The organism is Spirosoma arboris (assembly GCF_009754945.1).
GTDB classification, from domain to species: Bacteria; Bacteroidota; Bacteroidia; order Cytophagales; family Spirosomataceae; genus Spirosoma; species Spirosoma arboris.
This window is the reverse complement of the sequence record NZ_WPIN01000003.1, coordinates 53,860-76,572: the sequence shown is the minus strand read 5'-3', so window position 1 is coordinate 76,572 and position 22,713 is coordinate 53,860. Positions and strand designations below refer to the sequence as shown.

General features: G+C 46.2%; 21 protein-coding genes. 13 read left to right on the top strand and 8 right to left on the bottom strand.

Annotation, left to right across the window (positions count from 1 at the left end):
- Window positions 1-27: 27 nt before the first annotated feature.
- The 4 genes from thrS (at window position 28) to rplT (ending at window position 3,699) form a co-directional block, all read left to right on the top strand.
- A complete protein-coding gene (thrS, locus tag GO755_RS08075; protein ID WP_157584247.1) occupies window positions 28-1,971 on the top strand; it encodes a threonine--tRNA ligase in 1,944 nt (647 codons plus the stop codon).
- A gap of 201 nt (window positions 1,972-2,172) precedes the next feature.
- Entirely contained in the window at window positions 2,173-2,730 is a 558-nt protein-coding gene (gene infC, locus GO755_RS08070) for a translation initiation factor IF-3 (protein WP_157584246.1), read from the top strand.
- Window positions 2,731-2,978: 248 nt separating this feature from the next.
- Entirely contained in the window at window positions 2,979-3,173 is a 195-nt protein-coding gene (gene rpmI / locus GO755_RS08065; RefSeq protein WP_157584245.1) for a 50S ribosomal protein L35, read from the top strand.
- Between the two features lie 181 nt (window positions 3,174-3,354).
- Entirely contained in the window at window positions 3,355-3,699 is a 345-nt protein-coding gene (gene rplT, locus GO755_RS08060) for a 50S ribosomal protein L20 (protein WP_157584244.1), read from the top strand.
- 98 nt (window positions 3,700-3,797) lie between these two features.
- Here the strand turns inward: rplT and GO755_RS08055 are convergent, their stop codons facing one another.
- Window positions 3,798-4,238: a nuclease A inhibitor family protein gene (locus GO755_RS08055; protein WP_157584243.1), complete on the bottom strand. Its 441-nt coding sequence runs from the start codon at window positions 4,236-4,238 to the stop codon at window positions 3,798-3,800.
- 123 nt (window positions 4,239-4,361) lie between these two features.
- Between GO755_RS08055 and GO755_RS08050 the strand changes: the two genes are divergently transcribed.
- The 4 genes from GO755_RS08050 to GO755_RS08035 all read left to right on the top strand — a co-directional run bounded on the left by GO755_RS08050 (window position 4,362) and on the right by GO755_RS08035 (window position 10,333).
- Window positions 4,362-4,904, top strand: coding sequence for a DUF937 domain-containing protein (locus GO755_RS08050; protein ID WP_157584242.1), 543 nt, complete (start codon window positions 4,362-4,364; stop codon window positions 4,902-4,904).
- A gap of 170 nt (window positions 4,905-5,074) precedes the next feature.
- Window positions 5,075-5,920 carry a class I SAM-dependent methyltransferase gene (locus GO755_RS08045; RefSeq protein WP_157584241.1) on the top strand — a complete coding sequence of 282 codons (846 nt, stop codon included), beginning with the start codon at window positions 5,075-5,077 and terminating at the stop codon, window positions 5,918-5,920.
- A gap of 199 nt (window positions 5,921-6,119) precedes the next feature.
- Window positions 6,120-8,045, top strand: a complete 1,926-nt coding sequence (gene dnaK / locus GO755_RS08040; RefSeq protein WP_157584240.1) for a molecular chaperone DnaK — start codon at window positions 6,120-6,122, stop codon at window positions 8,043-8,045.
- 140 nt (window positions 8,046-8,185) lie between these two features.
- Complete coding sequence (locus tag GO755_RS08035) at window positions 8,186-10,333, top strand: hypothetical protein (RefSeq protein ID WP_157584239.1); 2,148 nt, start codon at window positions 8,186-8,188, stop codon at window positions 10,331-10,333.
- A gap of 246 nt (window positions 10,334-10,579) precedes the next feature.
- Here GO755_RS08035 and GO755_RS08030 read toward each other — a convergent pair whose 3' ends face one another.
- From GO755_RS08030 to GO755_RS08015, 4 genes are all read right to left on the bottom strand, one after another.
- Window positions 10,580-10,891, bottom strand: coding sequence for a DUF2442 domain-containing protein (locus GO755_RS08030; protein WP_157584238.1), 312 nt, complete (start codon window positions 10,889-10,891; stop codon window positions 10,580-10,582).
- Window positions 10,828-11,130, bottom strand: coding sequence for a DUF4160 domain-containing protein (locus GO755_RS08025; RefSeq protein WP_198174779.1), 303 nt, complete (start codon window positions 11,128-11,130; stop codon window positions 10,828-10,830). The genes GO755_RS08030 and GO755_RS08025 overlap by 64 nt, the downstream gene beginning before the upstream one ends.
- Window positions 11,131-11,360: 230 nt before the next feature.
- Complete coding sequence (locus GO755_RS08020; RefSeq protein WP_157584236.1) at window positions 11,361-14,714, bottom strand: UTP--glucose-1-phosphate uridylyltransferase; 3,354 nt, start codon at window positions 14,712-14,714, stop codon at window positions 11,361-11,363.
- 80 nt (window positions 14,715-14,794) lie between these two features.
- Window positions 14,795-15,757: a UTP--glucose-1-phosphate uridylyltransferase gene (locus tag GO755_RS08015; protein WP_157584235.1), complete on the bottom strand. Its 963-nt coding sequence runs from the start codon at window positions 15,755-15,757 to the stop codon at window positions 14,795-14,797.
- Between the two features lie 260 nt (window positions 15,758-16,017).
- Here GO755_RS08015 and GO755_RS08010 point away from each other — a divergent pair, with 260 nt between their 5' ends.
- Together GO755_RS08010 and GO755_RS08005 are read left to right on the top strand one after the other, a co-directional pair.
- Complete coding sequence (locus tag GO755_RS08010; RefSeq protein ID WP_157584234.1) at window positions 16,018-16,257, top strand: DUF433 domain-containing protein; 240 nt, start codon at window positions 16,018-16,020, stop codon at window positions 16,255-16,257.
- Window positions 16,258-16,263: 6 nt separating this feature from the next.
- A complete protein-coding gene (locus GO755_RS08005; protein WP_317165816.1) occupies window positions 16,264-16,620 on the top strand; it encodes a DUF5615 family PIN-like protein in 357 nt (118 codons plus the stop codon).
- Window positions 16,621-16,622: 2 nt separating this feature from the next.
- Here GO755_RS08005 and GO755_RS08000 read toward each other — a convergent pair whose 3' ends face one another.
- A complete protein-coding gene (locus GO755_RS08000) occupies window positions 16,623-17,612 on the bottom strand; it encodes a lipid A deacylase LpxR family protein (RefSeq protein WP_157584232.1) in 990 nt (329 codons plus the stop codon).
- A gap of 140 nt (window positions 17,613-17,752) precedes the next feature.
- Here GO755_RS08000 and GO755_RS07995 point away from each other — a divergent pair, with 140 nt between their 5' ends.
- From GO755_RS07995 to GO755_RS07985, 3 genes are read left to right on the top strand one after another with little or no spacing between them, the layout of a single operon-like run.
- Entirely contained in the window at window positions 17,753-18,286 is a 534-nt protein-coding gene (locus GO755_RS07995; protein WP_157584231.1) for a deoxycytidylate deaminase, read from the top strand.
- The gene (locus GO755_RS07990; protein WP_157584230.1) at window positions 18,283-18,888 is read left to right on the top strand and encodes an acyl carrier protein phosphodiesterase; all 606 of its coding nucleotides are present in this window, start codon (window positions 18,283-18,285) and stop codon (window positions 18,886-18,888) included. The genes GO755_RS07995 and GO755_RS07990 overlap by 4 nt, the downstream gene beginning before the upstream one ends.
- Entirely contained in the window at window positions 18,885-19,334 is a 450-nt protein-coding gene (locus GO755_RS07985) for a rhodanese-like domain-containing protein (RefSeq protein WP_157584229.1), read from the top strand. Before GO755_RS07990 ends, GO755_RS07985 begins: the two co-directional genes overlap by 4 nt.
- Window positions 19,335-19,365: 31 nt before the next feature.
- On the opposite strand, the gene GO755_RS07980 is transcribed toward GO755_RS07985, so the two are convergent.
- Both GO755_RS07980 and GO755_RS07975 read right to left on the bottom strand, forming a co-directional pair.
- The gene (locus GO755_RS07980) at window positions 19,366-21,123 is read right to left on the bottom strand and encodes an alpha-L-fucosidase (RefSeq protein WP_157584228.1); all 1,758 of its coding nucleotides are present in this window, start codon (window positions 21,121-21,123) and stop codon (window positions 19,366-19,368) included.
- 96 nt (window positions 21,124-21,219) lie between these two features.
- On the bottom strand, window positions 21,220-22,605 hold the full coding sequence (locus GO755_RS07975; RefSeq protein WP_157584227.1) for an APC family permease: 1,386 nt from the start codon (window positions 22,603-22,605) through the stop codon (window positions 21,220-21,222).
- Between the last annotated feature and the right edge of the window lie 108 nt (window positions 22,606-22,713).

Sequence of the window (22,713 nt, the reverse complement as noted above, 5' to 3'; positions counted from 1 at the left end):
GTGCCCACAAATAAATTAGTGTAAAGTATGATTGCGCAGGACGAACAAATCCGCGTGACGCTACCCGACGGTAGCGTTCGGCAGTATCCCAAAGGAAGCACTGGGTTGGATATTGCCACTCAAATTAGCGAAGGGCTAGCCCGTAATGTATTGGCGGCCAAAGTAAACGGTGTAGTGCAGGATGCTACACGCCCTATTGATCAGGATGCAAACGTTCAACTGCTGACGTGGAATGATGCTGAGGGGAAAGCAACCTTCTGGCACTCATCGGCGCACTTATTGGCCGAAGCGCTTGAAGCACTATATCCGGGCACAAAGTTCGGAATTGGGCCAGCGATCGAAACCGGATTTTACTATGATGTTGACTTTGGTGGAAAGCCATTTTCGCAGGAAGACTTCAAGAAGGTAGAAGACAAAATGCTGGAATTGGCCCGCCAGAAACAGCAGTACATTCGCAAGCCCATGAGCAAGGCCGATGCCATTGCTTACTTTGAAGAAAAAGGAGACCCTTACAAGCTCGACCTGCTCGAAGGATTGGAGGACGGATCGATTACGTTCTATACACAGGGCGATTTTACCGATTTGTGTCGGGGGCCACACATCCCCAATACGGGCTTTATTAAAGCAGCTAAACTGATGAACGTGGCTGGAGCTTATTGGCGCGGCAACGAGAAAAATAAGCAATTGACCCGGATTTACGCGGTTACGTATCCGAAACAGAAAGAACTCGACGATTACCTGTACTTGCTGGAGGAAGCTAAAAAACGTGACCATCGCAAGTTGGGTAAAGAGCTGGAACTGTTTGCGTTTTCGGAAAAAGTAGGAGCGGGGCTTCCGTTATGGTTGCCTAAAGGCACTATGTTGCGTGAACGGCTGGAAAATTTTCTGCGGAAAGCGCAATCGCGGGCAGGCTATTTACAAGTTGTAACGCCCCATATTGGTAGCAAGCAATTGTACGTAACCTCGGGTCACTGGGAGAAATACGGAGAAGATTCGTTCCAGCCGATCAAAACTCCTGATCCGAATGAGGAGTTCTTGCTGAAACCCATGAACTGTCCGCACCATTGCGAGATTTATAAAACCAAACCTCGTTCTTACCGTGACCTTCCATTGCGGCTGGCTGAATTTGGTACTGTATATCGTTATGAGCAGTCGGGCGAGTTGCACGGGTTGACACGTGTGCGAGGCTTCACGCAAGATGATGCGCACATTTTCTGTCGCCCCGACCAGGTGAAAGAAGAGTTCATGAAAGTGATCGATCTGGTATTGTATGTCTTCAAATCGCTGGGTTTCTCGGATTATAGCGCCCAGATTTCCCTTCGTGATCCCGAAAACAACACAAAATACATTGGCTCGGACGATCTGTGGGAGAAAGCTGAATCAGCTATTATTGAAGCCGCGGCTGAGAAAGGACTTCCGACCGTAACCGAATTGGGAGAAGCGGCCTTTTATGGCCCTAAACTCGATTTTATGGTGCGCGATGCGCTTGGGCGAAAGTGGCAGCTGGGTACGATTCAGGTCGATTATAACCTGCCGAATCGGTTCGAACTGGAATACATCGGTGCTGATAACCAGAAACACCGTCCGGTTATGATTCACCGGGCGCCTTTTGGGTCAATGGAGCGATTTATTGCAATTTTGATCGAGAATTCGGGTGGTAATTTCCCGCTCTGGCTCTCACCTGATCAAATTGCTATTCTGCCCATTTCTGAGAAGTACGAAGATTACGCTAACGACCTGTATTTTAGTTTACAAGAACAGGATATTCGTGGTTTCGTTGATCTTCGCGACGAAAAAATTGGCCGTAAAATTCGCGATGCCGAAGTCAACAAAGTACCCTATATGCTTATTGTTGGAGAGAAAGAAGCTGCCGATGGCAAAGTGTCTGTCCGACGAAAAGGCCAGGGTGATCTGGGGAGCATGAGTATAGATGAGTTTGTAAAGACGTTTCAGGCAGAAGTTAAACTGTAGTATTTGTTTCAGGTTTAAAGTTTCATGTCACTTTGCGCTGAACATAAAACTTTAAACCTGAAACAGCATTGTTACTTGCTTAGCATCTGTATTTTCAATAGTTTCCCGAACTTTTTAGGAATCATTACGTTATCCAAGCGACTTTTGACCAAACACTATAAAAGTCAGTTTCAAACAAATTAGTTACCCTAAACACAATCTATGGCATTACCCCAGCGCAGACCACCCCGTCGCGTGGTTGAAGAACCCTACAAAGTCAATGAACGCATACTTGCCCGCGAAGTTCGGGTGGTCGGTGAAAATGTAGAGCAGGGAATCTACGACATAAATAAAGCGCAGGCGATGGCCAAAGCGCAAAACCTCGACCTGGTTGAGGTATCGCCCAACGCCGTGCCGCCTGTTTGTCGTATTGTGGACTACTCCAAGTTCAAATACGAACAAAAGAAAAAGCAGAAAGAAATCAAGGCGAATGCGACAAAAGTCGTTATCAAAGAAATTCGATTCGGTCCTAATACCGACGACCATGACTTTGAGTTCAAGCTTAAACACGCCATTAACTTCCTGAAAGAAGGAGCTAAAGTAAAAGCCTACGTTCAATTCGTAGGCCGGGCTATTGTGTTTAAAGATCGCGGTTTTCAATTACTGGAGCGTTTTTCTAAAGGACTAGAAGATTACGGCAAGATTGAATCCGAACCCAAGCTCGAAGGCAAACGCATGAGTATGTTTCTATCTCCTAAAGTGGTAGCTGCTAAAAAATAATGCAGTTGCGTTGATCGCGATTTTCTGACCTGAAAAGGAGAATTAATATCATTTAATAGAAAGCCTTAAGTAGGTTGGTCCAATGGATTGACCTACTTAAGGCTTTTATTTATTGACCTGAACAGCCTGATTATTGCGTGTGTTGTGGTGGCGTTGGTGGATTATTCGGGATAGATTAATTACGATTGACATTTTTTCGTATCTTTGCGCCCTGTTTACTTTATTTTCCATACAAGCGGGTTACTGCAATGCCAAAAGTAAAAACCAATTCGGCGGCCAAGAAGCGTTTCAAGCTGACCGGCACCGGAAAAATCAAGCGGAAGCATGCCTTCCACAGTCATATTCTGACGAAAAAAACAACCAAGCAGAAGCGCAATTTAGTGCATGATACGACGGTTGCTGCCCCTGATGAGCGTCGCATTAAAGCGTTGCTGAACATCTAAGGGACAAAAAAGGGCGCGGTTGCGTCCTGGTTTCACGTTTCACCCGATGCCGGGCCTTACAAGAGAATGATGAATGATGAATGATGAATGATAGTCAGGTTAAGTTTTAACTTATTCTTCACTATTCATTCTACACTCTATATTATCTATCCGCCTGTCGTCAAAAAACAACTAACATACAATGCCACGTTCCGTCAATCACGTTGCCTCACGGGCGCGTCGGAAAAAAGTAATGAAGCTGGCCAAAGGTTATTTCGGTCGGCGTAAAAATGTTTGGACAGTTGCTAAAAACGCTGTCGAAAAAGGCTTGGGTTACGCCTACCGCGACCGCAAAGCCAAGAAGCGCAACTTTCGTTCGCTATGGATTCAGCGGATCAATGCTGGTGCCCGTATTCACGGGTTGTCGTACTCAGCCCTGATGGGTGCCCTGAATAAATCAGGCATCGAACTCAACCGTAAAGTATTGGCCGATCTGGCCATGAACCACCCGGAAGCATTTTCAGCCGTTGTGGAGCAAGTGAAGTAAACAGAGAATACAGTAATAAGAGCGAGGAGTGTGTAGTAGGAGTGGCCACGGCCAATTTGTCTCCTGGTATGCACTCCTCGCTTCTATTACTAACCTACTTATGTCTGCACAATCTTTGTCTTAAGACCTGCCCGTTCACCATCTTTCTGGCACCCAAGCAGATACACATCCATTTCCGACTCACCCACTCGAAACACTTGCCGAACGGTTAATTCATCTACGACCAATTTGTTCAATTGCTGAAATTTGGACGTACGTGCTTTCTCCTCATCGCCATACCAGTCCTGTTCTGTGATAACTGGTTCCCAAAAATCGGCCTCCGAAATTTCTTCGACATAAATAGATGGGGGTAGCATTTGCCAATCTTTAATTTGACTGACTGTAAGTGGTTCAGCTTGTTTTAAATAGCAGGTTATTGTTTCAATCGGTTCGTCGGACTCGCTGGGATAAAGTAAATCAGTAAGTAATGGTTTCGCCTGTTCGGTAAACAATTTATTTTCTGAAATAGGCTCGCTACTTTTAGACTCTTCGTTCGTCATAAGCGTGAAAATAGATTCGAGACAAATTAACCGATTCAGGTTGAAGTATCCATTAGAATCTATCTAATTTTAACGCGGGGTATAACTAAACCTATTCCGTTTAACAGTTTAAACAAACGAATCATGTTAGAAACATTGATGAATCTGGTTCAGCAACAGGCAGGTCAGGCCGTTATTAACAACCCAGCTATTCCGAATAGCCAAAACGACAGTGTTATGCAAACAGTGGCCAGCAGTATCCTGAGTGGACTGGGGCAACAAGCGCAGGGCGGTGGTCTGGGTAACTTGCTGGGTATGGTTGTTAATGGTGGTGGAAATGTGCACCAAAACCCAGTAACGCAGGATGTGCAGGGGCATGTTGAGCAGAATCTGATGGAGAAATTAGGTATTTCGCCCCAGGTCGCTATGTCAGTGGCGAGCACACTAGTGCCAATCGTGCTGAGTAAGTTGATGAACAAAGCATCGGACCCGAACGATTCGTCTGTTGATGGTAATAGTATTTTAGGTGCTGCTACTGGTCAGCATGGTGTTGACTGGATGGGCATGGCTGGTTCGGCAATGGCAGATGGTAAATTGGATATGAATGATTTGCTTCGAGTGGCTACGCAGGGTGGCGGTAGTGGTGGCGGTCTTGGCGGTATGCTGGGTGGTCTATTCGGAAAATAAGGTATAGATCGAGGTATAACTACCTCACGTAGAAAGCCTCGTAGTCATAATCTGATACTATTCGGATTATGACTACGAGGCTTTATTATTTCTTAATGCCGTTGCGTCAATACTAAGGAGTAGGCTTACGGTCGATAGTTTACTTTTGAGGATATCTTAAACATATTCTCATGCAAACCTCAGAAGATATAATTCGTGAGCAACAGCGGGCAGTCTGGAATCAATTTGCTCCTGGCTGGAAGAAATGGGATGATTTTACAATGCGGTTTCTGCAACCGATGGGTGATGCGATTATAAAGGCTATTAATCTGAAAGATACGGATGCCGTGCTGGATGTGGCCACCGGAACTGGTGAACCGGGCCTAACTATTGCCTCTATTGTGACAAAGGGGAGCGTGATTGGCACAGACTTATCCGAAAACATGCTGACCATTGCACAGGAAAAAGCGAAGCAGTTAGGGTTAACGAATTACCAGACCCAATTGGCTGATGTGAGCAAATTGCCTTTTGCTGATTCCAGTTTCGATGCGGTTAGTTGCCGAATGGGTTTTATGTTCTTCCCTGATATGGCGCAGTCCGCTCAGGAACTGGTTCGGGTACTTAAGCCCGGTGGTCGGCTGGCTACGTCAGTTTGGGCTGGACCGGAGCAAAACGCCTGGATAAGTCTATTAATGGGAATTATTAATCGAGCCCTACAGGTGCCACCCCCTCCGGCAGGAGCGCCGGGTATGTTCCGCTGTGCCAAACCTGGGCTCATTGCTGGGTTTCTGGAAGCGGCTGGATTGTCTGGAGTAACGGAATCTGTTTTGTCTGATCAGGTTATCTATAAGGATGCCGATGAGTATTGGGCCAACATGAATGAAGTCGCAGCGCCAGTTGTAAGTGCGTTAAAGCAGGTTGACCAGACGACAATAGCCCGGATTAAGGAAGAGGTATGGACTAGCCTTCGGGAACAATATGGCAATGGAGAACTAGCGTTGCCATTCAGCACACTCATCATTCAGGGTAGTAAATAAGGTGGCGGTCTGGTTGTCGATAAAAGGTCTGCCATGTTTTTCAGTTGCACCCAACATGAAGCGCCATTATGACCCCGTTAACTATATTATTCTGCCAATCTGACAGCAAATCAAACAATTTTCCTCGCTGGCATTTGTATTGATAGATAGGTTATGTCTGTCAGAATACACACAGCATATTAAAGAAACTAAACCAGTCATGGGAAAAATTATTGGTATTGACTTAGGCACCACGAACTCGTGCGTGGCCGTGATGGAAGGCAACGAGCCGGTTGTTATCCCCAACTCCGAAGGAGCACGCACAACCCCGTCGGTAGTTGCGTTTATGGACAACGGCAACGGCGAACGCAAAGTAGGCGCTCCCGCCAAACGCCAGGCCATCACCAACCCGAAACATACAATTTCCTCGATTAAGCGTTTCATGGGAAAACGCTACAGTGAGGTTACTAATGAAATTAAAAACGTTGCTTATGACGTTGAGAATGGCCCAAATGGGACACCACGCGTCAAAATCGGCGATCGCCAATATACACCACAGGAGCTTTCGGCGCTGATTCTTCAGAAAATGAAGCAGACTGCGGAAGATTACCTCGGCCAAACGGTAACAGAAGCTGTTATCACGGTACCTGCTTACTTTAACGATGCCGAACGTCAGGCTACGAAAGAAGCTGGTGCGATTGCTGGTCTCGATGTAAAACGGATCATCAACGAGCCAACAGCAGCTGCTCTGGCTTACGGTCTGGATAAGACCAATCACGACCAGAAAATCGCCGTATTTGACCTGGGTGGCGGTACGTTCGATATTTCGATCCTGGAGCTTGGTGATGGCGTATTTGAAGTAAAATCAACCGACGGCGATACGCACCTTGGTGGTGACGACTTCGACCAGGTGATCATCAACTGGCTTGCCGATGAATTCAAGAAAGATGAAGGCATCGATTTGCGTCAAGACCCAATGGCCTTGCAACGCTTGAAAGAAGCTGCTGAAAAAGCAAAAGTTGAACTGTCGAGTTCCACTTCGACTGAAATCAACTTGCCCTATATCATGCCGGTAAATGGTATACCTAAGCACTTGGTACGAACACTGAGTCGGGCTAAATTTGAGCAATTAGCTGATTCGCTGATTCAACGGAGTCTGGAACCTTGCCGTCGTGCCCTGAAAAACTCAGGTCTGTCGGCTAGTCAGATCGACGAAGTTATTCTAGTGGGTGGTTCGACCCGGATTCCTAAAGTACAGGAAGAAGTTGAAAAACTGTTCGGTCGTAAGCCTTCGAAAGCGGTTAACCCCGATGAAGCTGTGGCTATTGGTGCTGCTATTCAGGGTGGTGTGTTAACAGGTGAAGTGAAAGATGTACTGTTGCTCGACGTAATTCCGCTCTCACTGGGTATCGAAACGATGGGTGGCGTATTTACCAAAATGGTGGATGCTAACACGACGATTCCAAGTAAGAAGGTAGAAACTTACTCGACAGCATCGGACAACCAGCCGAGTGTTGAAATCAATATCTTACAGGGTGAGCGCCCAATGGCGGCTCAGAACCGTCAATTAGGCCGGTTTATCCTGTCCGATATTCCACCAGCACCTCGTGGTGTACCTCAAATTGAGGTGACCTTCGATGTAGATGCCAACGGTATTCTGCACGTAACGGCTAAAGATAAAGGCACGGGTAAAGAGCAAAAAATCCGGATTGAAGCATCGAGCGGTCTGACCGAAACGGAAATCAACCGGATGCGCGAAGAAGCCAAAGCCAATGAAGCTGCTGATAAGGCGGAACGTGAGAAAATCGAGAAAGTCAATCAGGCCGACTCGATGATTTTCCAGACCGAAAAACAGTTGAAAGAATACGGCGATAAACTGTCAGAAGGCAATAAGTCGGCCATCGAAGCAGCTCTGACGACGCTTCGTACGGCACACGGTTCTCGTGATGCAGCTGCCATCGACACCGCGCTCGAAGGGTTGAACGCGGCCTGGGCAACCGCTTCGCAGGAAATGTATAACGCCACCAACGGCGCGGGTGCTAACCCAACTGATGGTGCAGGTTTCGGCGGAAACGGTGATGGTGCAGGTCAAGGCCAACCCACAGGCGATAATGTCTCCGACGTGCCTTATGAAGAAGTGAAGTAATCAGAACCGCTCCGGCGGCCCGGCGGGATTTTTTGATTATCCTGATTGATTTGATTTTAAAAAGCGAAAGCCCCTGCCGGAGACGGTGGGGGCTTTTTTGTATTAAAACTGTTACATTGCATTACATATTCTTTTCCGCTATGGGTGAGTTCTCCAGATTTAAAGGTTTACTTGGTGAAAATATAGCCGAGAACTTTTTTAAAAGTATTGGTTGGCAGTATATATCGAATACTGAGTTCGATTGTGTTCAAAGAAAGAAACACAACTGTAATAAACATGGTATAGATTTCTTTGCTGCTTATCTTAGTCCGTTAGAAGCAGATGTGTTCGATACGGTAATGATATCTGTTAAATATGTCAGTTCCAAAACTGTTAAAAGTGATTTTAAGAAATATCTAAATGATTTGAATACAGCTACGAGCTGTTTTTTATTGTCAAAGCAATATAACGAGGTTCTTAAAAACTCTGCATTCAAAAGAGGGCGCCAAAACCTTCTGATATTTTGGGTTGATGATAAAAAAGAACTCGACTATTCATTAATTAAAGAACTTAAAAGTATAAGCCAAGAAATTCATTCTGACTTTGAATTGATTCATATCGTTGATAATTATAGAGTGAACTTTATTCATAGCTCTATGAAATTTGCCAAAAATATCTATTCATCAGAAAAGGTTGATTTTTTCTATCATCAAACAGGGATAAGTGAAAAGATAACAGGTGGAAGGCAATTGTCAGGAGCTTTGTTGCCTATAGACTACTTAACTTCAGATATACTTTTGTTTAAAATTGTCTCTAAAAAGGTATTGGTAATATGCGCTAATGAACGTTTTGAAAAAGATACTTTTAAACGGATTGTAGGCCTTAGCCAAAATCTCACTTCGGGATGGTGCCAAAAGATAATATTAGCTTTTCCTGATTATCAGTTTGTTAAGCATAAAGATATTAAACAGTCTGTATTGCTGAATTTCGCAGATAATGAGTTTGCTAGTATGATTGAAGTGAAAAATTTTAGTGAGAACTTCTTTTCATTAGAAGCTAAAGAACTTATAGCTGAAATTGGCGCTCCTACGCACAAGCCGCTTTTTGATATAGAGACAATGTTGCCATTTGGTGATCAGATAAGGCAGCTTTTAAATCATTCATATATCAATAAATCTGACCTCCAAAGCTTATTGAAAGCTCGTGGTGTATTTACCCGTAAGCAGATAGCCAAAGAAGATATTACTCCTTTTTTTGCAAAGACTTTATTGTCTCCTACAGAATTTGAGTTTTTAAGACGTAAACAGGCCGCGAAAGAAGACAGCGAAAACTTTGCTACTACATACTTGAACAGTGACATTACAGAGGATGTCAGTACGGTTCTTACTATAGCTCTTCCAGTTATTAAGCAAGAAATCACCAAGAAGTTTCCCAACTGTGAACTGCTTAATGATCTAAGAGTTGAGCGTAAAGAAAATGGAGATTTAGCGATAAATTTCGAGGCAAATAAATTCGACTTAAATAAGGATTGGACAGATGTAAGTAGTAAGCAGAGAGGGGAAGTCGTTTTTGGAAGGAGGGAAAATGAGGAAAGCGGAAAAACGCAGGTTGTTTCAGCTTATTCATCCAATGAAACAAGACAGATGGCAGCTATTATCATAAAGGAGGTAGTTAGCAATCTAAAGAAAATGGATATTTTACCGGCAGAAGATAAACCAGTAAAACTATTGAGTAATGATTTTTCGAGAGTGCAGCGTAATCATTTTCTAATGAGCTTTTTAGAGAGTATTCCGAGTAAAGTATCCTTGCAATTTCGGCAATTGACAAGCGTAGATTTTACACTTGATACTGATGCTGAAGGTCTACCAGAAGAATTTATTTCATTGAAGAATAGAGTAGATGAGTCAATATTTACTGGCAGGAACCTTGAAGAAATTAAATATTTGACAGATAAGCAATATAGAGATGCATTAATATTTTACGCATTTGTGGCTGAATATCATTTTAAATATGATTTAGACGGAGAAGTAGTAAAAGGTAAAACGGAAATTGAATTTGGATTCTTAGATACCCGCCATCAAGACCGAGATGCATTAGAAAAGGCTGAGTTTGAATCTAAAATCAGAAATATTAATCCTTTTGTTGATAGAAACGTCACACAAAGAGAATACCATACTTTATCATTACTTATTCGTGCCGATTTCGATGTAATTAAACTAGCTAATGCAGAAGTTTATATTAGTAAAAGTCCACAATTGAATTTATTCCCGACAAATGATCCCCGTCACATAGTGGCACCGAGTAACTAAATGTAGATGAACGTATTATTCAGCTCTTGCGCCCCTGTTCAGTATACTCCTTGACTGCGTGTGTCTTAGGGTTTGTTGGTCAGAGCCGGTGTATTGTAAACTGGAACTTGGTATAATAGCTGAGAAACTGAAAAAGAGTCTCCATAAATTAGGGCAGCACTCGAGACATCGTTACGCTGGTTGATTTTCATATGGTGGTTTCGCTGATCGTGAAGAAACAAGATATGTTATCAGATGGCGACTGGCTTACCCAATTTTACCTTCATACAAATCCCGGGTCGAATAGATAACATCCCAATCGTCGCCCCATACTAAGTTGCCATTGTCTATGGCGAATTTTTGAAATAAGGTAGGCTGACGGTACTGAGTATAGTAGTCTTGTAACTGGCCAAAGGCATTTTCAAAATCGACAATTCGTTGCTTACCATCCGAGAAGTGAATATCAATACGGTAATCACCGAGAAAATTTGCGTCTACTACCTTGAGTGAAGGTTTTATACTTTTTGCGTTATTTTTTCGAACGCGGGTTTTTGATTGAGCACCATCACGGTTTTCCATTTCTCAACGATGGCTAAATGATACTGGAAAATGAATTGTTCGGCTTCTTTGCGTTGTGAAGAAGGAAGCGGTTTCTTTCCCTTCACTTTACCAAAATTAATAGCAGTCAGTTCCCCATCTATATAATTTAACTCGGCTTTATTCTCATATTCAGCATATTGTATATGCACATGAATTGGCAAGTGGTCGTTTGTGTAGATCAAAAATATTAAGCCAAAGTATTCGTAAATTTTAGGCATACGGTGATTCATTTCATGCAAATATACCAATAAACAACATTCGTATATTTGAGCGCAATGAGCTAATCTTAGTATTGAATTCCCTCAATGGTGCCTGTTAATTTTTAAAACTACTAAAAGTAACCTTATACTTAACGGCCCAAAGATAGGATGGTCGATGAGTCAACTTAAAACTAAAAGGCCACTTGCTCTTGAGTAAGTGGCCTTCAATTATTTAGTGAACGTCTCGTTTACCTGACTCCGGCATAAGCGGCAAAGGTGCATAAAGAGGCTACATGGTCTTTGCTGCCGTCGGTCACCCACGAATCTAACTGAGCGGGGTCTTTCATCTGCTGCCCTCGGAAGCGGGGAACCTCAATATAACCGCACTTCACATCGGCCAGCGCCGACATGTCGCTCCACAGCTTTTCGATTTGCGCCACCGGATAAATATCTTCCTGACCGTGTCCCCACCGGTATTTTACATCTTTGATAGTAACATAAGTCGGAATCCGATGCGCTACGCTTCGTACCGCTTTAGCCAATTGCGCTTCATCGCCAGTTTGCAGATCGGCACGGGTGAGGCCAAATAACTGGAGCAGTGGATCGACCTGAATCCAGGTTGTATTCGTGTTGTAATAACTCAGGTTTAGCTCGTCTTCTTCACGTGGTTGTGCTAAGCCTTCCAGCAGACGAAGCTGGCCATTTACACGCGCCAGTCCACCCCCTCGGTCCTCAATACGACGGGGAACGACCTCAAACGTAAGCGCGTTGCCCGATTCGAGGTGATAACCCAGGACGACCGGATCGACATCGGCGCCGAGGGTATCGATGTTATGCAACATGATGGTTTCAACCTGTGGGTAGTCGGCCAGAAGCTTAGCCAGAGTGCCGTTGCGCAGCAGATTCGAGACTTCGTACCAGTGACCTAAGGGCGAAAATCGTTGAGCGGCAATATTATCGACATAATCACTGCCTTCTCCTTTCGATTTGGCCCAGGCAATCATCGACTGACGCACGGCATCCCGCACTTTTTGTTTGTTTTCGTCAAGTGTTTCCTGGGGCATATCTTCCCACAGAAACCGTAAATCCCGTTCCATCGGTACAAAACGTTGCCCAATGGAGCGACCCGGCGACAGAAAGGTTGGCCCCTGGTAACCGAAGTTGCCTGTTAATTCCAGCTTTTTTCGGATGGGCTCATGCGTCAGGTAACTAGTAGCAACAAGGTGCGGGATGGCTGCATCGTATCGCTCAGCTACTTTCCGGGTCTTCGCTAAATGAATCTCCAGAAAACTCCGGTGTTCCCCTTCAATTTCTACAAATGGATTGATGGCCTTGATAACACCGGCCCCTTTGGTCCAGCGACTACCGACACCAGCGGCCAGACTCATAATGGCAACCTTGCCTGCTCGAATAGCTGCTTCTCCGGTTTGAACGGCGGACGTCACTGACTCCAACGAAACAAGGTCTCCGGGCAGCACATCGTCGATGGTCGTTTCTGCCGACAGTCGGTTGCGGGATAACCCAATACGCCCTTTTTGCAGCTCTTCCCGAATTTCGCCATGCTGAATATAATCGAATCCGTTTTCTTTCTTAACGCGATCCGCTTTTTCGTTTTCGGCGCTTCGGTTGCCCTGAGACGTGGGGTCCGATACCTTGAACAGGTTACTGACAATGGTGCGTAGCAATGGATACGCCAGATTGTTCTGATCGCAGTAGGTGGTGAAGTAATCAATTTCGGCCCGGCGCACATAGGGAATCGAACTGGGGTCTTTTCGTACCAGCTCCGAGACCTGAATACCGTAATACTGCTCGGGCATAAGTGCCTGATTCCCTTCCTGAAGGTTGGCCCAGGTGCCTTTGTTGTTGATGCTCCAGTTGTATACCACTGGCTCCATGGCAAAAGGTAGGGAGTCGGAGAGTTCGCTTTTTGTTTTTCGGAGCATCTCCAGCACCTGTAGTTTGTACTCTTCGTAATGAGCCGGATTCACAAACATACCCATACCACCGCCAGACATTCCCCCGAGCATCAGGAAGCCGTAATAATCGTCGCCAATCTGTTTTTTTGCTTTGGCAATGATCTGTTCGGTGAAATAGGTTGAGGCCCAGGGAATGATTGTTTTGATGGGATATTCCCAGTTTCGGGCCGTATTTTGTCCCAGCTTTTTTATGTCACCTTCTTTTATCGCGTCCAGAATATTATCGAAAATCTGGTTCGTTTGCTGACGGGCATTCCATTCATTATTGCCCCGAAGCAAGTACTTTTCGGTCACCATCTCCAGGATTGGCCCAACATTGGATGCCATGCCGCCATGCATCAGCACAAGCGAGTTCATGATTTTTTCCTGAATGTCGGGATGAATCTCTTCACCCTGCAATACCCGGTGACGGGGCAACAAGGTGCCGCGACTAATGCCGGATTCAGGGTCACCTTCCTGCGCAAACGTACCCTGAATGGCTTTTATGCCCGGCCAGACTCCACCCGAATCCTGCCAGCCACCGCCCGAGCCGCCAATCCATTCGCCCAGAATAGCCCGTGATGCAACCAGTCGCCGTTCACTTTCCTGTAGGCCTCCCTCCAAATCCTTCGTTTGCCCTGTAGCCCGCATCAGCAGGCTGATGATGGAGCCAAGCAGGTTGGTCGACACTGCAAATCGCGAACCTTTAGGAATGTCGTTCACTTTTGTGACGAGTTCGATACCCATGCCCGGTGCCACAATACGAGCCAGAATTTCGGCGAGAGATTGGTTCGTACCTTCAAACGAAGGGGGAATCAATCCCGATGCAATGACCCCCGCTTTGATAAGGCTCAAGTAGTCATTACCAAAGTTGAACAGATCAGCGAGATCATGCACATCTTTGGTGGTATTCAAATCGACGCTGGTCAGGCGCAGAACGGGCTCTGAAATAACCCGCACATAACAGTGCAGGGGTGGACGGATGTCTTTATCACGACCAAAAACGCCCAGGTCGATGGAGATATTGATGACGCGTGCTCCTTCAGGATAATCCATGCCGAGGAAGAAAATATCCGACCAGCCACTATGGGTTAAGTCCATCCGCACGGACGTTTGCTCGTGCAGAATAGGGTAGAAGAGGGAGTTATCTGGACGTTGCAACAGACTCGGATGAATCCGAATCGGGTGCTCGGTCTGATGCCCGACGCGGAACATCCACTGATTGCCTTTGCTGGAACGAACACTCTTACGAACCTGATCGGCCAGCGTCTGAAAAGACAACTGATGATAGCTATCAGCCAACGCACTGAACAGCGTGGCATTGGGACCGTGTTTATCCAAATCCTGCAAAAACGTGGCAATGGCCTGCTCGAACCTGCGCGACAACAAATCGTCGAAACCAGCATAGGGAATTTTACCAATCGCCGGAATTTCTTTCGTTTCCATCAGGAAAAAGCGGAAACCGGCATATAAGAAAAGAATCGCTCTGACTTTATCGTACAAATTCGGCGTGGACTTTCGGAATCCATCCAGTTCACGCAGCGCTTTTAATAAGGTATTGGCAGATAAATTTCGGCTTATGTCAAAAAAGGATCGGTTACGAATAGTGGGATCAGCAGACGTAATTGTTTCTATAAAAACATTCATGTTGATGGATTATTAAGAGTGAAGAGTGAAGAATTAGGAGTGAAGAATAATCAGGTTTTATATTCTTCACTCTTAATTCTTCACTCTTCATTCAACTGAGCCTTTCGGGTATTGGCTTCGGCCAGAAGTTCGACCATCGACGTCAGCGTCTCGTCGTGGGCCACACCCGCAAGTCCGAGTGCCATTTGTGCCCGCAGAAGCCCTTGTCGTCCGCTCAGGTCATAGCGATTGCCCTTAACTTCCAGCGCCAGGTATTTTTCAGTATTGGCCAGTTCCTGTAGCGCGGGCGTCAACGGGGTATTCTTGCTGCCCTGGGCTAGTTGTTTCTCAAGAAGGCTAAACACCGTGGGCGTAAATACGTGCATGCCAAAGAAACAGAGGTAGTAGCCAACGCGCAGGCCGGGTGTTTGCAGTTCGAGCTCAGCCACACTTAGTGATGGTTTCTCAATAAGCTTTTCAATCTGATAAACCCCATTTATGCCAGGCACATGCTTGCCAGTGAGCGTACCATATCGACCTATCTGATGCTCAATGGTGGGATTAACCGCCGATACAGAGCAATCTTCCTGCATCGCCAGTTCGATGAGTTGAGTTGCGCATCGTTTACTAATGAGGTTAGACACGTATAGGTAATCGCCCAGCAGAAGTAGAAACGGCTCATCATTGACAAAGTCTTTAGCGCAATAAACGGCATGGCCATAGCCCAGAGGCTCCTGCTGCTCGGTAAACTGAATGCGACTGATAAGGGTGTCAATTTTTTCGGCTTCTTCCTGTGCCCAGTCAACGCTTTTGTATGATTTGATCAGGTTATCGCGCAACGACGTGAAGGCATTGATGTAACGTTCTCCATCACCGGGCGCACAAACGATGCAGATTTCCTCAATACCGCTTAGAAAAGCCTCTTCGGCAATGGCCTGAATAACGGGTTTATGCAGCCCATCGGTATCAATAATCGGGAGCATGGCTTTCTGTATCGTATCGGCTACCGGATACAATCGTTCCCCGCGAGCGGCTGCGGTAATAACTGCTTTTCTAACTTTCATTTATCAAGAGTATTTACTAGCGAATATAGGGTAACATGCATAATTTAACCAAAGCGTATGCATGCAGATTTATTTTGTGTCGTGATACTACTAGTTTGATTAGAGAAAGCCTAACGGATTACCTAACGACCTTTAAATTTTCTGGTTGGATCACAAGAGTAGCCTGATCTGCAAACTTCCTGTCGTGCTAATCTCCCACATGACAACGAATCCCAAACAGAGTTCAAAAAGTCGTAGTTTTGCTGAAATGTTTGAGTATTATGGAAAACCTACTTGCTCGCGTAACTCTAAATCCGGCTGTTAGTCAGGGGAAGCCAACGCTTCGCAATATGCGATTTACGGTGGCACAGCTCCTCGAACTGTTAGCTGCTGGAATGACCAATCAGGAAATTCTGGCTGATTATCCCTATTTGGAAGAAGCTGACATTCACGCAGCTTTGCTATATGCGGCCCATATTGCCAATGCCCGAACCATTATTGCCCTGCCATTAGCCTCGTGATCTGCTGTGTTAAAGTTTATTGTTGACACACAATTACCACCTATGTTAGCAACATATTTGCTTTGGAAAGGTACTGATGCCATTCATACTACCCATTTTCCCGAAGGTCATTTGTTGCGAGATGCTGACATAGCTAAAATAGCCATTGAAGAGAATCGCATTATTGTGACAAAAGATTCTGACTTTCCTGATTCATTTTTCTTGAAAGGTCCACCACCCCGTATTGTTTACCTTCGACTGGGAAATATTCGGAATCGGGAACTAACAGCTTTTCTGGAGACTCGTTGGTCTATTCTTGACGATCTTTTAACTCAAGATTTAGGCATGCTTGTTATAGGCCGGGAGCAATTTATTAGCTATTAACATCAGCCATGCTGATGGGCAAATGTATTGAACGATACGCCGATTTTTATGCCACCCCAGCGGTGAGGCATGCCCGTTTCAAATTCTCGGGTGAGCGCCGACTGATAATATTCCAGATACAGCTTTTTGTAGCGAAACACTGCTCCGAAGTTCGCCTGAAACGTAGTACGTGCCAGTTGATCGGCTGGAATTACGTAGGGGCTGCTTCGATTGAACAGGCCGCCCTGCAAGCTGGCATCATAGGCGACAAGACTGACCAACGGTTGGGCATACACATATAGTTGCAACCGCCGATTGGTTGGGGGAGCGCCAAAGGGTGAATCGAACTGCCCCGCCATCACCACAAAGCCCGTTTGCAAGCGATCTGCAAATGTACCCACCTGAGCCTGTGCATTGGCACTTACCGACAGCGCATGGCGATAGGCATACAGTTGTTTCTCGTAATTAAGATTATAATTCAAAATCACGTCGTTGCGAATCTGATGCTGCCAGCCATGCGGTTCAACCCCGTTTATGAGTCGATGGATAGCCCGCTGCATTTCGTATCCAAACGCAACGGGTCCGATCATCCCCGTATTCAGCAATGATGATATCCTGACCCGGCGTAGCGTATCGGTTGATATACTGAACGTTTTGAGTAGAATACAGGCTGCAAACGGGCGATCGCCCACCAAAATAGCATCGCTGCCAAGGGTGGTCGGCGTAAACCCGAAATGCTCTAATGCCAGCCCGTATTGTACATGACTGTCTCTGGCTTTAATGAGCAGTTTTGTGAGTGGATTTTTTCGGAGCCCTGGGTTGACAACTTCAAAATTATAGCCCTGCGTATAGTACTGATCAGTTGCCGTGAAATAGTCGTTGTCGTAGTGTAGGCGGAAGTAATTATCGGAGCCCATTTGTCGAAACGACGCCGTATTATCTATTCGTTGCGCTAAACCCAATAGGGGGATGAAACACCCTAAAATGGCCAAATAGGTTTTGATTTTCTGCATAATAAGCTATCTACGCCTATCCTGTTAGAGCGGATTGATTTGTGTACGAACTCGATGGTAAATTGGAGAAACGATTATGGTTGAGGTTTAATGTCCTGGATAATCTATTATTTGCCTGATTCAGGGCGTAACTTTACAGGATGACACCATCTATAGATAGTTTAGTTTCTCCTGTCAAACCCAAAGCGGAACGTCCTCGCTTCGATGATATTTTTATGGATTTGGCTGTAAATCTGGCCAAACGATCACACTGCATCAAAGCACAAGTGGGCGCTGTATTAACCCGCGATACCCGTATCATCTCGATTGGCTACAACGGTCCCCCAGCAGGTACACACAATTGTGACGAAGAATTTCCTGGCGTGGGTTGTCCTCGTGATTCGAAAGGTTCGTGTTCGTTGGCGCTTCATGCCGAGCAGAATGCGATTTTGTATGCGGCTAAAAATGGCTCAGAAATTGAAGGATCAACAATCTATGTGACATTGTCGCCCTGCATTGCCTGCGCCCGAATTATTTACAGTATGAAAATCGCTCGTGTCGTTTACCTGAATTCCTACGCTGAATATAAAGGCATTCCCTCCGATGAGGGCGTTGATTTCCTTCGCCGATTTGGTGTAACTGTAGAGCGCTATGTGTCTGGCGTTGAGACTCCTGTCGAACAGAAGGTGCCATGAATATTCTGGCACACGCTTATCTTTCAGGCCGACATTCAGAGCTATTAATTGGCAACTTTATTGGCGATTTCATCAAAGGCGACCCTGCTGGTTCCCGTCATCAGCTGACACCGGGTGTCGTAGCGGGTGTTCGGCTACACCGCGCCATTGATACGTTCACCGATGCACATCCTGATGTAGCCGCCGTACGTGATCTGTTGCATCCGCGTTGTCATAAATATGCCGGTGCCGCCGTCGATATTTTCTTTGATCACTTCCTGGCTATCAATTTTCTGTCGTTGACAGGTGAAACATTGGCTGAATTTGTTCCGTATTTCTATCAAACTCTTCAGAAAAATCAGGCTGCTATGCCGTTAAATGCTGTCCGTATGGCCGACTATATGACTCGGCAGGATTGGCTCAGCAATTATCAGTTTACCGAAGGAATTGATCGATCGCTAAAAGGCGTTGCCCGCCGAACGGTTTACCCATCAGGATTAGACACAGTAATCGAGGATTTTACGACTTACTACGACCAGATTGGTGAGCATTTCGCGTATTTTTGGCCTTCTTTAGTCGAACACATTCAACAAACGCGGACATCGTTGCTCGCCAGCTTATGAACACAAAAACAATTCGTTTCTCACTTGCTTTCGTAGCGTTACTGATAACAGTACTCATTGTGCAGGTCGGTTGGAAAAAAGCCGAACCCTGGACACCAGAACAACTGCTGGAACCAGCTGATCTGGCTGCTACCATTACTAGTACTGATGCGAGTAAGCCACTTATTATCAGCATTGGGCCAGCGGCTACTATTAAAACATCGATAGGTGTCGGGCCAGGTAGCGAAGTAGAAAATCTGGTTAAGCTGGAGAAATTACTGAGCAAAGAACCTAAAAATCGCGAGATTGTGATTTACTGCGGTTGCTGCCCGTTCGCGAAATGTCCAAATGTTCGCCCAGCGTTTACCAAACTCAACGAACTGGGTTTCAAGAATCACAAACTGCTGAATGTGAGCAAAAATCTGAAGACCGACTGGATCGATAAAGGCTATCCGGTAATCGAATAAGCCAGGTTCAGATTTGGCTTAGACAAATTCATCATTTCGGTGGAAATAATTCGAATTCCCGGATGCCGATGCTGCCAGTAGACTCCTGAATGACCAATCGAAATCGCTGCCCTGTAACAGGCGAAACGGCCTGCCGCCAGACAGTGCCGGGTTGCTGACCGTTGGCAATTGTTACCCATTGCTGCCCTTTCTGATACTGAACAACAAAGCGCCCGATTTTAGCGACTGGTTCTGAATTTGGTTGCGAAGAGAAATCGCTGATAAGTACTTCGCCAATTCGTTGCGGTTTTCCCAAATCGACTTCCAGCCATCCGGCTGGGGTATACACAGCCTGTAACGTTGGCGATTGGAACGAAAGATCCTGGCCATAATAAGCATCGAAATTAACATCTGGCCGTCGCCCTAATTTCCAGTACGTTTTCGGATCATCGTCAACGGCAGCGCTGGCGTCGTGTAAGAAATGACTTAATTCACTGGAAGCCGTTGCTGTTTTGGTGTAGGCCAATGACCCCGTTTTCGTGAATGGACGGATAAGTGGCAACGTAGCAGCCAGTCGATCAAGTGTGAGCGCAATAATGGTCGCGATTGAATCGTGCATTGCTGCCGGAATCACCAACTGTACGGTAGCCTTTCCCTGACTGAATTGCACGGGTCGGCCATCAATCAATGCGGCTTGTCTAATCGTCGCAGGGAGTGCTGGTAACGTGATTCTCTCATCCTTGCCCGACAAAATCTGGATGAAAATAGTGTTGCCTTTCTGCGTGCATACATAGGTATCTGTGGGTGTGTAAGGCCCGCCTTTGGTTCCGTAAATTACTGCTGAACGGGGAGCAATCCAGGCTCCGAGTTCGTGCAGACGATTGGAGAAAAGTGGAGGAAACTGCCCCAGACTATCCGGGCCAACATTGAGCAGTAAATTGCCATTGCTGCCAACACAACGGAGCAATGTATGAACAGACTCGCTCAGGCTGCGGGGCGTATCCCCAAATTTCCAGGCCCACTGATGCCCCATATTGGTACAGGTCTCCCAGGGAGTTTGTCCGAAACCCGCAACAAACCCTTCTGGCGTTGTATAGTCGCCATAGTTCCCCGGTTGGCTGTGCGCCTCATCAGGTGTAAACGCTTCCAATCGGTTATTCAGAATGATACCCGGTTGTAGTCGATGGACGAGTTCATAAATTGGTTTGGGATTGGCCGGTGATGGCGAGCCTTCATAATCGAACCATAACAGGTTTACCTTACCATAGTTAGTCAGCAGCTCGGTGAGCTGGGTCTTCATCCGGTCGGTAAACGCGTTGTTACTGACCGGATTGCGACAGTCCGGATCTTTCCAGTCGGCCAGCGAAAAATACCAACCGAGCGAGAGGCCAGCCTCATGAACGGCATCGGCCAGTTCTTTACAGACATCACGCCCAAAAGGTGCCGACATGATGTTGTAGGATGTGGTTTGAGTGTTCCACAAACAGAAGCCATCATGGTGCTTGGCCGTCAGTACAACATACTTCATACCGCTCGCTTTGGCCTGAGCAACCCATTCTTTTGCATTGAAGCGGGTGGGGTTAAATCGGAGATAGAGTGAGTCGTATTTACTTTTACCATACTCATTCCGCGACCAGCTTATTTCTTTGCCCGTGAGCGTTACCGGTCCCCAATGAATGAAAAGGCCAAATCGGGCATCCTGCCACCAGGCAAGTCGCTGTTTCTGTGGTAGAACGTTTTGCGCCAGGGCGTTGACTGTCAATAGCAGAGCCAGTAGCGTACCGAGCAGAGTGAATACGAAGCGTTGCATAAATCAGAAACCGGCGCTTAACTCGCATTGACGAAACGCCTGTTTGATAGCAAAGGGCGGAAATGCTTTCGCCTAATGTAAACGACCCAGTTCTAATCAAACTGTATCGACAGCATCCACACGGTCTGATTCGATTACGGGAGGTTTTGATTGCCAATACCAGTAAAAAGGAAGCCCGGTAGCAATTAAGCCCAGACCCGTTAACGCTTCCCGTGGCTGATTAATGAGGGTCATGATAACCAGCAACGCACAGCAACCACAGAAGAACGCAGGCACAATCGGGTAGCCAATAACCCGGTAAGGGCGATGTAAGTCGGGTTGTTTATAGCGGAGCAACAGTACGCCAAAAGCAGTGGCTCCGTAGAAAATAAACGAAGCAAAGACCAGCATGTCGGTTAACTGATCGAAACTCCCCGACCAGACCATAATAATGGACCACAAGGACTGGAGAAGAATGGCTACCGATGGAGTTTTGTAGCGGGGGTGAATGACGGCAGCGGCTTTGAAAAACAAACCATCCCGGGCCATGGCATAGAAAACCCGAGCGGGCATCAGAATAGAGGCATTCGTTGAGTTCGAGGTCGTTACCAGAATCAAGACCGAAATAAATAACGCGCCTGCCCATCCTGCTGCCTGACGCACCACCTCGACAGCCGCAATTTTTCCGGGTGTAGTAGACAGGCCTGCTAGTTCATTGATTGGCAGTACATATACATACACGATATTCAACAGCACATAAATAAGAACGACGATGCCCGTTCCCACACCAAGCGCAATGGGCAGATTTCGCTGTGGATTTTTGACTTCCTCGCCAATATAGGCAATCTGATTCCAGCCTTCATAGCCCCAGAATGCACCCAGCGATGCAACAACGAGTGAGCCCAGTAAACTCCTGTGGGCAGTCGTCGCGGTTACCGGAACGGATTGCGTAAGATTGGCCATACTGCCGGATACTGCCGTAAAACCCAGTACCGCTATAATGGCAACGGCTATGAAGGTCAGATAGATAAGCCCCCGGCTCAGACCTTCGGCAAAGGTAACGCCCCGATAATTAATCAGGCTTAGAAACGTAATTAGTCCGGTTGCCACACATTTGACTGCAAGCTCAACGGAATCACCCTGTAAGCCGGTTAAGGATATTAACGACTGGCCAAAAATGTGGGCGAGTGCTGCGATGGTGGCCGTTCGCATAACGGTGAAAGCTCCCCAGCCATAGAGAAAGGCAAATAAGCGCCCGTAAACTTTCTTGAAGTAAACATATTCGCCACCCGATTGGGGAAACATGCCAGCCATTTCGGCGTAGGTAAGTGCCCCTGCCAGACTAACGACGCCAGCAGCAACCCAACAGGCCAGTACCAGCAGAGGAGAACCTAGTTCAGCCGCCATAGGCGCGACTTTTTTGAAAACCCCCGATCCGACAATGCCGCTCACGACTAATAAAATGGCCGGCCGTAATTCAATCGAGCGCGAAAGTTTAGTCATGTACGTTATTTGGTTTTATGCTGAAGTTTTGGCGGAAGATTCTATAGAATTGTAATTATACGGAATAATTAGTTGCTATAGTGCCAGTTTTTCAAACCTGACTCCAGA